The organism is Confluentibacter lentus (assembly GCF_002806995.1).
Lineage (GTDB): Bacteria > Bacteroidota > Bacteroidia > Flavobacteriales > Flavobacteriaceae > Confluentibacter > Confluentibacter lentus.
The window spans coordinates 104,750-118,411 of record NZ_NIHE01000001.1; the positions used below are offsets into that span (position 1 = coordinate 104,750).

Here is a 13,662-nt window from a genome sequence, read left to right on the forward strand (position 1 = left end):
TTATAATTTATAACATCTTAAAACTTAAGATGCATTTTGAATTTTAATTAAGTTTAAAGCAGAACCTGCATTATACCAATCTATTTGAGCTTGGTTATAGGTATGGTTTACTTTAATGATGTCCTTGCTTCCGTCAGCATGAACAATTTCCAATGTTAATTGTTTATCCGGTGCAAATGCGTTTAAATCCAAAAAGTTGAAGGTATCATCTTCTTGAATTAAATCGTAATCAGATTCATTAGCAAAAGTCAACCCTAACATCCCTTGTTTTTTAAGGTTTGTTTCGTGTATACGTGCAAACGATTTTACAATAACTGCCGCCACACCTAAAAATCGTGGTTGCATAGCAGCATGCTCGCGCGAAGACCCTTCACCGTAGTTATGGTCGCCCACAACAATGGTTTTAATACCTTTCGCTTTGTATTCACGTTGTACATTTGGAACACCACCATATTCACCAGTCAATTGGTTTTTGACAAAGTTTGTCTGTTGGTTAAAGGCATTTACTGCTCCAATTAAGGTATTGTTTGCAATATTATCTAAATGCCCTCTAAAACGTAACCAAGGTCCTGCCATAGAAATATGGTCGGTTGTACATTTTCCAAAGGCTTTAATTAGCAATTTAGCACCCGTAATGGTATTTCCAATAGGCTCAAAAGGTGCCAATAATTGTAGGCGTTCTGAATCTTCCGCAACTTTAACTTGCACGTGGCTTCCATCTGCTTCAGGAGCTAAATAACCATTGTCTTTTACTTCAAAACCTTTTGGTGGCAATTCCCATCCTGTTGGTTCATCAAACATCACTTCTTCTCCGTTTTCATTGATAAGTTTATCCGTCATCGGATTGAAATCCAAACGTCCAGCAATCGCAATCGCAGCCGTAATTTCAGGTGACGCTACAAACGCATGTGTATTCGGATTTCCATCAGCACGTTTTGCAAAGTTTCTGTTGAAGGAATGGACAATACTATTTTTAGGCGCATTTTTTGGGTCGCTATAACGTGCCCATTGTCCAATGCAAGGTCCACAAGCATTCGTGAATATCTTAGCATCTAATTTTTCAAATACTTGAAGAATGCCATCTCTTTCTGCAGTATATCTTACTTGCTCCGAACCTGGATTAATCCCTAATTCCGATTTCATCTTCACACCTTTATCCAAAGCTTGTTGCGCAATAGACGCTGCGCGGGATAAATCCTCGTAAGACGAATTGGTACAAGAACCAATCAATCCCCATTCTACAGCAATTGGCCAATCGTTAGCTTTGGCCTTTTCACCTATTTCTTTACCAACAGTTGATGATAAGTCAGGCGTAAATGGGCCGTTTAATAACGGTCCCAATTCCGATAAATTGATGTCAATCACTTGATCAAAATACTGTTCCGGATTTGCATAAACCTCTGGGTCAGCCGTTAAATACGATTTTACTTTATTGGCAGCATCGGCAACATCGGCTCTATCCGTAGAACGTAAATAACGCTCCATAGAGTCATCATAACCAAAAGTAGAAGTCGTGGCACCAATTTCAGCACCCATATTACAAATGGTTCCTTTACCAGTACAAGACATGGAAATCGCTCCTGGTCCAAAATATTCAACAATAGCGCCTGTCCCACCTTTTACGGTCAGGATTTCAGCCACTTTTAAAATCACATCTTTTGGCGCAGTCCAACCAGATAATTTACCTGTTAACCTCACACCTATTAATTTTGGAAATTTTAATTCCCATGCCATGCCTGCCATCACATCCACAGCATCAGCACCACCAACTCCAATAGCCACCATTCCTAAACCACCTGCATTAACAGTATGGGAATCGGTACCAATCATCATACCTCCTGGGAATGCATAATTTTCTAACACCACTTGGTGAATAATACCAGCTCCTGGTTTCCAAAAACCGATACCATACTTATTTGAAACAGATTCCAAGAAATCAAAAACCTCACTACTCACGCTGTTGGCGTGTTTTAAATCTACCGCAGCACCTTCCTTCGCTTGAATTAAGTGATCACAATGTACCGTTGTTGGTACAGCCGCTTTACTTTTACCAGCTTGCATAAATTGTAACAATGCCATTTGAGCAGTGGCATCTTGACAAGCAATACGGTCTGGAGCGAAATCAACATAATCCTTTCCTCTTGTAAAAGCCTTTGTTGGGGTACCATCCCAAAGGTGATTGTATAATATTTTTTCGGAAAGCGTTAACGGTTTTCCAACTACTTCACGGGCTTTATCAACGCGCTCTGCCATTCTGGTGTAAACACCCTTAATCATGTCTATGTCAAATGCCATAATTCTATATAATTTATTTCGATTTTTTAGTATTGCAAATTACAAAATTAATGCAAAGTTTTAAAAATAAACCCATCAATACAAAAAGCCTTTATATTAATTTATTATAGTCACATAATAAATTAATATGATTGGATTTTTAACATTTTTTTTGAATAAAAATGATGATAATTTAAAATAAACTCTTTATAATTTGCTCCTCGGAAATACCTTCTGCCTCAGCTTTGTAGTTTTTAATGATTCTATGTCTTAGAATACTGTGTGCAACCGCTTGTACATTCTCCATATCCGGGGAAAACTTACCATGAATGGCTGCATGGGTTTTGGCTGCCAAAATAAGATTTTGAGAGGCTCTTGGCCCTGCACCCCAATCAATATATGTTTTTACTAAATCGGTGGCAGCATTAGTATTTGGTCTTGTTTTTCCAACCATGGTAACGGCATATTCAATGACATTGTCTGGTACTGGAATACGTCGCATTAAATGCTGGAATTCGACTATTTCTTCTGCTGAAAACAAGGCATTTACTTTTAATTGTATATCGTTTGTAGTTGTTTTTACCACTTGAACTTCTTCTTCAAAAGACGGATAATCTAAATTAATAGCAAACATAAAACGGTCTAGTTGCGCTTCTGGCAATGGATACGTTCCTTCTTGCTCAATGGGATTTTGCGTTGCCAGCACAAAATAAGGTAGGTTTAATTTGTAATTATGCCCAGCCACGGTAACGGAGCGTTCTTGCATGGCTTCCAGTAAGGCTGCCTGGGTTTTTGGAGGTGTTCTATTAATCTCGTCTGCCAATATAATGTTGGCGAAAATAGGACCTTTAATAAATTTAAAATGCCTGTCTTCATCAAGTATTTCACTACCTAAAATATCACTGGGCATTAAATCTGGCGTAAACTGAATCCGTTTAAAATCTAACCCCAATGCTTGCGCGATCGTATTCACCATTAAGGTTTTAGCCAGACCAGGAACTCCTATAAGCAAGGAGTGACCACCAGAAAAAACAGAAATTAAAATTTGGTTCACTACGTCGTCTTGACCAATGATGACTTTGGCTATCTCATTTTTAAGCTCTTTATACTTTTCTACAAATTGTTTAACGGCGGCGACGTCGGACATATATTTACTTTTTTAACCAATTACTAGAAAATTCACAATCTTTATAGTCACCACCAATCTTAATGTAGGTGTCCATTATTTTTTCTTCTTGCCACTTTTCAATGGTATTTATTTGCTTTTCTTGAAGCGCCAATTCTTTAATTTTTAAATAATCTGTTGCATAATCCGCTTCATGATCATCAATTCTATCAGTAATCATTAAAATTTTAAACTTTACTTTACCTGTTCTTTCGGTTTCTGTTAATACAGGACTTACCTCACCATCTTTTAAATTTTGAATTTGGGTATATAATTCCGTGTCCATTTTGGTCAATTCAAATTTATAATCTTGGGTTTTCGGATTAATCATTTGTCCTCCATCAAGTCTGGTTTCTTTTCTATCGCTAGATTCTTTTGCAGCCTCAGCAAACGTAAGTTCACCCGCAACAATTTTCTCCCTTATTTTATCAATGCGTAATTTAGCTTCTTTTAAAGCGTCGTCAGACACTTTGGGCATTAACAGAATATGGCTTACGTCATATTCTTGACCCCTTACTTTTTCAACTTTAATGACATGAAAACCGAAATCCGTTTCAAAAGGATCTGAAATCTCTCCTTCTTGCATAGAGAATGTAACATCCCTAAACTCCTTTGCCCAATTACCTGGTTTTTTTCTATTTAGCTTGTAAATATAACCAGCATCTTTCATTCCTGGATCTTGACCATAAAGCACTACTTTAGTACGGAAACTAGCCCCGTTTTCAACAACATCTTTTTTAAACTCGTTTAAACGGTCTATAATTTTTTGCTTGTCTTCTGTGGATATTTTAGGTTCTATAACTATTTCGGCAACCTTTAATTCCGTGCCAAATCTCGGTCTCTGCTCTTTTGGGATTTTGTTGAAAAACTGTCTGACTTCCTCAGGTGTTATTTCTACTTCTTCCACAACTTTCTCCTGCATTTTATCAGAAAGCTTTCTGTTTTTTATTACTTCAAACATTTCATCCCTAAGGGTTTTTTCGTCCTCCTTTTTATAAACTGTCAAAAGGCGCTCCATAGAACCGTTTACCTGCTGCAAAAACTGTTCAAGAGTATAATCCACTTCAGATCGAACCTCTGCATCAGAAACTACAATACTGTCTTGAATGGCATGATGTGCGTATAATTTCGATTCTAATATCCGTCCAAATAACTGGCAATCTGTTACACCATCTAAATTAGCTCCCGATGCTATTAATTGCTGTCTTTCTTTTGGGATATCCGATTCTAAAACAATAAAATCACCCACTACTGCTGCAACACCATCTATTTTACGAGGTTTGAAGGCTTGAGTAGAATCTACTTTTACTTCAGCAGGCGTTTCTACCTTTTGGTCTTCAATAATTTCTTGGGCAGTTATAACATTTATCAATAATAATGTTAAACTTAATGTGACAATATGTTTCAAATTAATTGTAAATTTCAAATTGTTTATTTTTAATGGCATCTTTGGTTATATCCTTTTCTAATTCTCTAATTATTTCAAGTTTCCTTTTATTGATAACGATTTGGTCTATAGTGGGTTTTACGTATTCTAATGGAGCCATATCGTTACGCAACAATACATCATTTATTTGCATCAAATATACTCCTAATGAATCTTTGAGCTCTATAAAATTAGATTTTTTTAACAATTGCTCCCTGTTTTCAGGTGTGATTACTGGAATTTTATCAACTACCTGACTTGCTTTCACCCAAATGGAATCTTTTAATGAATAGGATTTAAACTGAATGGATAATGAATCCAGTTCTTTTCTGTCTTTCAGGTTAAAACGTTTAAACTTTTGTTCAATATTTTTATAATTGATAATATTCTCATCCACATGGATGTACCTAAATTTAAGAAGATCTTCATTTAATTTAAAAACCTCTTTATTCAAATTATAATACACCTCAGCTTCTGCTCTAGTTACATTGGTATCGATACTCCTTTTTACCAAGGCCTCCATATAAGCTTTAGTATATAAATCGTTTTTATATTGTACTATCAGTTTATCAAAAGCTACCTGCTGTTCTTCACTTAAATTGCGCATGGCTCCATCCATAAATAGCTGCTGCGTTGCCCATTTATTAATGAAGTTTTGCACCAAAAGAATGCTGTCTTCTTTACTAGTGCCCTCTGAAACTAGATTTTTTATATCATCATAATATAGATACGCATCATTAACTCTTGCCACAGCAACCCTATCATCTACTTTTTTGAAAAAATTGCAGGATGTGACTAATACAAATATTATGATGATTTTAAAACGCACTTATTGGTTTTTAATTTGTGATTTCACTTTACTAAGCGATTCTTGATTGACTTCTACTTTATATTTTGTTTTTAGTTCCTCAAGCCATTTGTTTTCTTTAACTACTTGATAATCTGAAAGAACTTCGCCTCTAGCCTCCTCAAATGTTTTTAATTTTTTTGGCATAATATCTTTAACCTGCACTATTACAAAAGCATCATGATGCTTGTATGTTTTAGAAATGCCTTTTTTAAATTCGAAATCTGTTGGAAGTGCCTGATGGCTGGCGTCCATAATATCAGATGTAAAAAACACCTGAACTTCTCCATTCGTGTTCACTAGTTTTTTTATATTTTCCAAATCCATGTTTGAATTCAACAATTCTGCTACTTTTTTTATCACATTCTGTTTTGCTGATGAGGCTACAACAGCATCTACTCTTTCCGGAAAAAAGTAATTGTCTTTATGGCTCTCATAAAACTTTTGAATCTCCAATGAATCGGATGTTGTAGTACTCCAGATAACATTCTCCATCAAATCAAACAATAGCAACCCATCCCTATATTCGCTAACAATATTCGCAAAGTCTTCATTTTCATTTTCCAAATTAGCTTCTTGGTATTCTACCAAAGAAGTATTTAAAAATGAATCATAGGCTTTTGTAACTATATCTGTATAGGTTTCTTTTATGGAAGCATTGCTCTGGTTTTTAACCAAATAATTACCGAAATCTTTATAGGTAAATGGTTTGTTTTTAATTTTAAATACTATTTTATCACCTTCAAAATCAAGTGGCAATTGCCAAGAACGCTTAAAATAGTTTTCGTTTAAAAGTGACGCAAAATAAGCTAATGCAGGCTGATGGTTGTCGACAAGGTACTTGGCTTTTAGCTTATCATGCAAGGCTTTGTCAATAATTTTAGAACGATCATCACGTTTTACTTGCGCTTCTAATTGAGGTTTTAAATCCTGAAAAGATTCTACTGGTTTTTTATCATAAAGCCTAACAATGTGCCAACCAAAATTACTTTTAAATGGTTTAGACACCTCTCCAATATCGTCCAATGTAAAAGCAACTTCTTCAAATTCCTGCGAACTTAACTGACCTGATGTGAAAGGCGATAGTAATCCTCCTTTAGAAGCAGAATTTGTATCATCGGAAAATTGTTTTGCCAATGCTTCAAAATCTTCTCCTTGATTCAATTTTTTATAAATGTCCTGGATTCTAATTTCTGAGTTGCCAGCAATAGAATCCCCTTTTTTGTCAACCACCATAATATGGGCAACCGTAAGCTCTCCTCTAGATTTCCGTTTGTTTTTCACATACACGATATGATAACCAAATTGTGTTCTAAACGGCTGCGATATCTCACCTATATTAGTATTGTATGCCACAGTTTCAAACGGATAAACCATTTTAAATCCTGAAAAATAACCCAAGTCTTCACCAAAAATCGTTTGTCCGTTATGCACTTCCTTTCTAACGGTTTCAAAGCCTTCTTTTAGTGCCCTTTCACGAAACTTTAAAACGGCATTGTAGGCATCCAAAGTGTCTTGAGGATTTGCATTTTGGTCAACTCTTATCAATATATGCGATGCTTCCACTTCATTTAAAACCCTATCATAGGCTTCTTCAACCAAGGCATCGGTTACTTTACTATCGGTAATAAAATTTTGTGCAAGTTGTTGTTTGTAAGTAGCTAATTCCCGGATGTACGATGGTTTTTTATCAAAGCCTAACGATTTGGCCTCTTTCAGTTTAAGTTTGTAATTAATGAACATGTTCAAATATGCATCAACATCTTTTTGCGATTCATCTTGAACCAAATCCAAATTTTTATTATACACTCTAATAAACTCAGATATGTAAATAGTATCCTTATCAACCGTAAAGAGAACGTCTTTGCTTTTTGATTGCGCTTGACCTTCCAACAAAAACAATGTCAATAAAAAAACAGAAAAACACTTCAGCTTCATGTAATCTTTTTAATTTTAGAGTAGCAACAAAAATACTAATATTAACCTATAATGCAAGTTGCATTAACAAACGTTTGAAAAGCTTTTATAGTATTATAAAATTTCCAATAAAAATGAACCCGTATATTTGTTCCTCAAACACAAAATAATGCGCAAACTAAAACTTATTTGGGATTTTCATGGACCCGATGCCAATAAAATTGCACAGCATCATGAAAAACATTTAAAAGAATATATAATCATTGAAAAATTAAATATCACTATTACCGGTGTAGAACCTTTAAGTAACATGCACACCATTGCTTTTTTGGTTGTGAATGAAGACCAAATGAAGCCTATTAGAGATGCTTTAAAACCACATAGAGGTCAAGTTTATACAAATGAATGAAAAATAAATAACTTTTGAAGGATATGACATTCGTCATATTTTGTTTTACGGAATCATAATATCTTCGAACGATTAACCAACTAATCATGATATTATGAATTCTAATGTTTTTAAAGGGGCACGAATCATCTTAGGTTTATTTCTGATAACATATGCCTTAAATCAATTTTTACATTTTTTACCAACATCCTATGGGCAAATGCCTGAAGACTCCAAATATTTTATTGATGCCGTTGCCATGTATTTACCTTATTTATACATTTTTGAAATCTTTATTGGCTTGTTATTGGTTGTAAATAAATGGACGCCATTTATAATTATTGTGTTATTTCCATTAAGCGTGTCGTTCTTGATTTTCAATATGACCAATAATGATATCAGTAAATTTTGGCCAGCCATTGTGGTTGCCTTTCTAAATATTATGCTACTCATTGATAATAGCAAAAAATACAAACCTCTTTTTTCATAAGATTTGAGGATGTTAGTTTTAGTAGAAAAAGCGATGGAAAAAAAATTCCATCGCTTTTTTGTTTGCCAACTATTTAGTTATTGACTTAATCCATATCAAACCTTACTCCAACAGAAATGTTATTTTGTTTAATGGCTTGGTCATTAAAAATAGGCGATAAATCGTATTTAACATATAAAGCCGTATCATCAAAAGCAATATAACCACTAACACCGTACACTAAATTGGTGGTGTTGAATCCTCTTTTCTGCTTTTCCTTGGTGCGCTCGCCATCTATTTCATATTTTAATTTTTGGCGTGTGCCTATATTGAATCCTCCATAACCGCCCAAACCTATTTTGAATTTATTGTCGGTTGAATATCTCACATAATCATCCTTTTCTATTTTTTTGGAAGGACCAAATTCCAAATGAATTGGAAAAACTAAGTTTGAAACAGATAATTTTGCTTTTTTCAATTCATAAGGAAAATTTTCAAGAATGGTTTGATTGCCTTGTTGCACAAAATACTGGTTATCGGTTGGCTTTAATCCGTTTATTTGAAGAGAAACACCATATTTTAACCTCATAAAATTAGTGTTATCAAAAACGCGTGTTTTCCAAGCCCAGCCCATTTCAAAGAACCTTGAACCACCAAATTTGTAAGGTGAATTATTTAAGCTTTCACCTTCAATAATGGCATTATTAAAACCATAGGCTAATACAAAATCGCTTGCGGTTCTTCTATCATATTTTCTGGGCTTATTCTTAGTTTCATTACTACCTACAGTAATTAGGTTACCAAATTTTAAAATACTTCCCTCATATTTACTAAGGTTTATCTTTTTATAGTCCGTATTCCGTTTTAATAATTCGATTGTGTTATCCGCAATAGCAATTCTATTTTCTATATTCAAGGCCGCTTTTTTTGCAGCATCCATTTTTAGATTTTCAGCCTCGTCTTTGGTAATTTTGCCTTCATCCAGTTTTTTATTAATAGCTTCAACTTCCTTTTTTAAGTTTTCTTTTTCTTCTTCCTGAATAGTGATTTTTTCACTTTCCAACAATTCAATGTCCTTTTGATTTTTAATTGTTGGAATGGTGTCTTGTGCATGGATTAATTGCATACTGAATATAAGCGCTAAAAGCACTAATTGTTTTGTAATGGTTTGCATAACTGTTCGTTTTTTGATTAATGATTGATGATGATTTTTAATTATTCCTGTTGGCTACAGCCGATTTCACTGTTCCAAAACCGTCTTTTAAGGCTTCAAAAACTTTGCTCCTAAACGATTGGTCTATGTCTGCTTCCACATCTTGAAGCAGTGATTTGGCATCTACCAACCCTTTGTTGCTGTATAGTTGGTTTAAATTAATTTCTTTTTGTGCTTTAAGTAATAAGGCGTCGATTTCTGAATCGGTAACTTCAACATTATTACCCTTTAATGTTTGTATTTGGGCTACTATGTCTTGAATTTTTTGTTCTTCAAACGTTAATTCCTTTACTACCACTTCGGGAGATTCAGACGCTTCTTTTTTTAATTCTATATTTTGAGGGCTTTCATTCTTAACTAGAATAACTTCCTGCTTATTTATTTTTATCCCTGTTATAGTTGGTTCGCTGTTTTTAATTAAATCTTCTGGTTCAACGGTTTCTTGTAGCACATCATTAATTTGTTGCGGATTATCAACAATCACAGGGTGGCTTTCTATGTTTATTTCTTTATTATTGAATAAGGTAGAAACCAATAAAACACCCACAATACTTGCGGCCAAACCAAGCCACCAATATGAGTTGTTTTTGTGGTTTTCAGTTTGCGCATCTAAGCGTTTAGACAATGTATTCCAAGCATCTGGTGATGGCTGCAAGGTTCTATTATCTAACTTTTCCTTTATATGTTGTTCAAATTTATTTGGTGCCATAGCTTGCCGTATTTATTTCTTTTATTTTTTCTTGCAATAATTTTCTAGCTTTAAATAATTGCGATTTTGATGTGCCCTCGGTAATATTCAGCATGCTTGCAATTTCATTGTGTTTATAGCCTTCAATCGCATACATAACAAATACTATTTTATAACCTTCGGGAAGTTCGTCTATCAACTTTTGTATGTCCGCTACTTCAATATTCGTATTGATACTATCATCATAATCATTTTCATAGTGCACCTCTTCAACCGAAAACTCAATGTGTTTTTGTTTTCTTAAAAATGAAATGCTTTCCCGAATCATGATGCGCCTAATCCAACCTTCAAAACTGCCTTCATTTTTAAAACTTTTTAGATGGGTGAATACCTTAAAAAATCCATTCAGCATTACATCTTCAGCAAATTGCAAATCCCTGATATAATATCTGCAAACGCTCAGCATTTTAGGCGCATGCATTTCAAATAATACCTGTTGCGCTTCACGATTATTATTTGTTGCTTTTTTAATAAGCGCCGATTCGTTTTTATAAAGTTGAATGACTTTCAAAAGGGATTTCATTGGTTGTTCTATTTACAAAGACGCTTAAGTTGTATAAAAGGTTGCCTGTAGATTAAAAAAAAATCTATTATTAAAATTATAACATAAATTATAAGCGAAACAAAATTTGTTTGCTTAACTTATCACCTACATTATGAAGTAAACAATTAAGACATCCCAAATCTATATTTTTAATTTTTTAATGATGATATTTTTAATAAAAACAAATAAACGCTAATTTTTATTTACTTAAAAAGCAAATTCATTGAATATTTTTCAACAATTTTTTACATTTGTTAGAGACATTAAAACTTATGGAAAACAATAATCTTTTTTCATCATACGACCAATTACCAAGCACTTGGGATGAGATGTACTGTACCGATTCAAAGATAAGAACTCAATATGAGGGATTTATAGAATATTTAAAAAACACATCTCCTGAAAAACTAACAAAAAAAGAAGAACTTTCTAAGCAATTATTCATGAGTCAAGGTGTCACTTTCACGGTGTACAGTGACAATGAAGGCATTGAAAAAATATTCCCTTTTGATATTGTTCCAAGAATAATAACCGCTGCTGAATGGGGAAAAATTGAACGAGGCATCAAACAGCGCCTTAAAGCGTTGAACCTATTCATCAAGGATATTTATAATGAACAATTCATTATTAAAGATGGCATCATACCAGGCGAATTAATTTATTCTTGCCCTAATTTTTTACGTGAAATGAAAGGCGTAAAAGTTCCTTATGATATTTATGTACATATCTCTGGAGTGGATTTAATACGTAATAACGATGGTGAATTTTATGTGCTTGAAGATAATTTACGCACGCCTTCTGGGGTTAGCTATATGTTAGAAAACAGGGAAATATCAAAACGTTTGTTCCCTGGCATTTTGCCAAAAAGCGGCGTTCGTTCGGTATCGAACTATCCAAACATGCTTTACAAGAAATTAAAAGAGCTTTCCAATAATTTAAATCCGAATATCGTCCTTTTAACCCCAGGCATTTACAATTCCGCTTATTATGAACACACTACATTAGCCAGACTTATGGGTATTGAATTGGTTGAAGGCAGTGATTTGGTGGTTAAAAATCATTTTGTTTACATGAAAACCACGAATGGTTTAAAACAAGTAGATGTTATTTACAGGCGTGTGGATGATGATTTTTTAGATCCTTTAGAATTTAATGCTAAAAGTGTTTTAGGCGTTGCTGGCATTATGGATGTTTACAGAAAAGGCAACGTTAATATTGTAAACGCTCCCGGTACGGGCATAGCAGATGATAAAGCCATCTACATTTACGTGCCAGATATGATACAATATTACTTAGGTGAAGAGCCTATTTTAAAAAATATTCAAACTTACCAATTAGGAAGGCCAGACGAACTTGAATATGTTGTTAAAAACATCAGGGAAATGGTTATTAAAAAAACCGATGGCAGTGGTGGCTATGGCATGCTCATGGGTCATGAAGCTACGGATGAAGAAATAAAAGACTACATCGCCAATGTCAAGAAAAAACCCGAAAATTTTATAGCGCAACCTATTTTAAGATTATCTACAGCACCTTGCTATATAAACGGTCAATTATCCCCTCGCTGCATCGATTTAAGACCTTTTGCACTTTCTGGCCGCGATGGTATCGATATTTGTCCGGGCGGACTAACCAGAGTCGCCTTGAAAAAAGGTTCATTGGTGGTGAATAGTTCTCAAGGTGGTGGCAGCAAAGACACATGGGTAATACAATAAAAATAAGAAACACATAAGTATGTTAAGTAGAGTAGCAAATAATCTCATTTGGTTGGACAGGTATATGGAACGTGGAAGCGGTATTTTAAATTTACTTAAAGTGAATTTTTATGCCAATCAAGATTCCCCTGAACTCTTTCCTTGGACACCCATTATTAAAAATTTCACAACATCAGACAATGAATATTATACTGAAGATGCAATTGAATGCATTGATTTTATGGTGTTTAGTTATGCAAACTCAAACTCTATAATAAATATAATTACCAAAGCCAGGGAAAATGCACGAAGCGTTCAGGAACATATTTCCAGGGAATTATGGCTTTGTATCAATAATTATTACCTCTATCTCACCAATAAAGATTTACCAAAAAAACTTCGGGAGGACGATCCCATACAATTCTTGGAAGATCTCAGAAATTATCATTTAATATACAATGGAACTGCCGATATTACCCAAGAACGAGGTGCCTCTTATTATTTTATGAATGTTGGGAAATTTTTAGAACGTGTTATTCAAATCTCAGATTTTACCGCCATAAAACTTGTAGAAATTGGTAAAACATCCGATAATTTGGAACAAAGTTTTTACTGGAAGAATTTATTGCTATCCATTGGTGGTTATCAGTTATATTTAAAGACACATAAATCCACCTTTAACGAAGATCATGTTATTAGAATGGTGTTTCAAGATAAATTATTCCCGCGTTCTGTTTATTATTGTGTAAATAAATTAAACCGACATATCAACCAACTTATTGAAAGTGGTGAACTTGAGAAAAATAACATTGAATTTTTATTAGGAAAATTAGAGAGTACCATTAAGTACACCACTATTGAAAATATCAACAAACAAGGTTTACAAAATTTTATCAATGATATTAAAACCGACATTCGCAATATATCATTAACTATCAATGCGGTTTACTTTTCACAAAATAATTGATTCAAAAAAT

Annotated in this window: 12 protein-coding genes; 4 read left to right on the forward strand and 8 right to left on the reverse strand. The window is 34.0% G+C overall.

Features of this window, described 5'->3' with window-relative positions; translation table 11 throughout:
* Nucleotides 1–24: 24 nt before the first annotated feature.
* From CDH50_RS00465 to CDH50_RS00485, 5 genes are all read right to left on the reverse strand, one after another.
* A complete protein-coding gene (locus CDH50_RS00465; protein ID WP_100609935.1) occupies nt 25–2,295 on the reverse strand; it encodes an aconitate hydratase in 2,271 nt (756 codons plus the stop codon).
* 172 nt (nt 2,296–2,467) lie between these two features.
* Nucleotides 2,468–3,421 carry an AAA family ATPase gene (locus CDH50_RS00470; protein ID WP_100609936.1) on the reverse strand — a complete coding sequence of 318 codons (954 nt, stop codon included), beginning with the start codon at nt 3,419–3,421 and terminating at the stop codon, nt 2,468–2,470.
* 4 nt (nt 3,422–3,425) lie between these two features.
* Nucleotides 3,426–4,886, reverse strand: a complete 1,461-nt coding sequence (locus CDH50_RS00475; RefSeq protein WP_100609937.1) for a peptidylprolyl isomerase — start codon at nt 4,884–4,886, stop codon at nt 3,426–3,428.
* Nucleotides 4,849–5,694: a peptidylprolyl isomerase gene (locus CDH50_RS00480; protein WP_100609938.1), complete on the reverse strand. Its 846-nt coding sequence runs from the start codon at nt 5,692–5,694 to the stop codon at nt 4,849–4,851. Before CDH50_RS00480 ends, CDH50_RS00475 begins: the two co-directional genes overlap by 38 nt.
* Nucleotides 5,695–7,650: a peptidylprolyl isomerase gene (locus CDH50_RS00485; RefSeq protein WP_100609939.1), complete on the reverse strand. Its 1,956-nt coding sequence runs from the start codon at nt 7,648–7,650 to the stop codon at nt 5,695–5,697. It lies immediately after the preceding gene.
* 148 nt (nt 7,651–7,798) lie between these two features.
* Here CDH50_RS00485 and CDH50_RS00490 point away from each other — a divergent pair, with 148 nt between their 5' ends.
* Together CDH50_RS00490 and CDH50_RS00495 are read left to right on the forward strand one after the other, a co-directional pair.
* Nucleotides 7,799–8,038 (forward strand): hypothetical protein, encoded by a 240-nt coding sequence (locus CDH50_RS00490; protein WP_100609940.1) that lies wholly within the window; start codon nt 7,799–7,801, stop codon nt 8,036–8,038.
* A gap of 94 nt (nt 8,039–8,132) precedes the next feature.
* Nucleotides 8,133–8,507: a hypothetical protein gene (locus CDH50_RS00495; RefSeq protein ID WP_100609941.1), complete on the forward strand. Its 375-nt coding sequence runs from the start codon at nt 8,133–8,135 to the stop codon at nt 8,505–8,507.
* Nucleotides 8,508–8,592: 85 nt separating this feature from the next.
* Here the strand turns inward: CDH50_RS00495 and CDH50_RS00500 are convergent, their stop codons facing one another.
* The 3 genes from CDH50_RS00500 to CDH50_RS00510 are packed head-to-tail and all read right to left on the reverse strand — an operon-like array spanning nt 8,593 to nt 10,970.
* Nucleotides 8,593–9,660 carry a hypothetical protein gene (locus tag CDH50_RS00500; protein ID WP_100609942.1) on the reverse strand — a complete coding sequence of 356 codons (1,068 nt, stop codon included), beginning with the start codon at nt 9,658–9,660 and terminating at the stop codon, nt 8,593–8,595.
* Nucleotides 9,661–9,697: 37 nt separating this feature from the next.
* A complete protein-coding gene (locus CDH50_RS00505; protein WP_100609943.1) occupies nt 9,698–10,408 on the reverse strand; it encodes a hypothetical protein in 711 nt (236 codons plus the stop codon).
* Entirely contained in the window at nt 10,395–10,970 is a 576-nt protein-coding gene (locus CDH50_RS00510; protein ID WP_232731928.1) for an RNA polymerase sigma factor, read from the reverse strand. Before CDH50_RS00510 ends, CDH50_RS00505 begins: the two co-directional genes overlap by 14 nt.
* A gap of 293 nt (nt 10,971–11,263) precedes the next feature.
* Between CDH50_RS00510 and CDH50_RS00515 the strand changes: the two genes are divergently transcribed.
* Nucleotides 11,264–12,706, forward strand: coding sequence for a circularly permuted type 2 ATP-grasp protein (locus tag CDH50_RS00515; RefSeq protein WP_100609944.1), 1,443 nt, complete (start codon nt 11,264–11,266; stop codon nt 12,704–12,706).
* 19 nt (nt 12,707–12,725) lie between these two features.
* Complete coding sequence (locus CDH50_RS00520; RefSeq protein WP_100609945.1) at nt 12,726–13,652, forward strand: alpha-E domain-containing protein; 927 nt, start codon at nt 12,726–12,728, stop codon at nt 13,650–13,652.
* Nucleotides 13,653–13,662 lie beyond the last annotated feature (10 nt).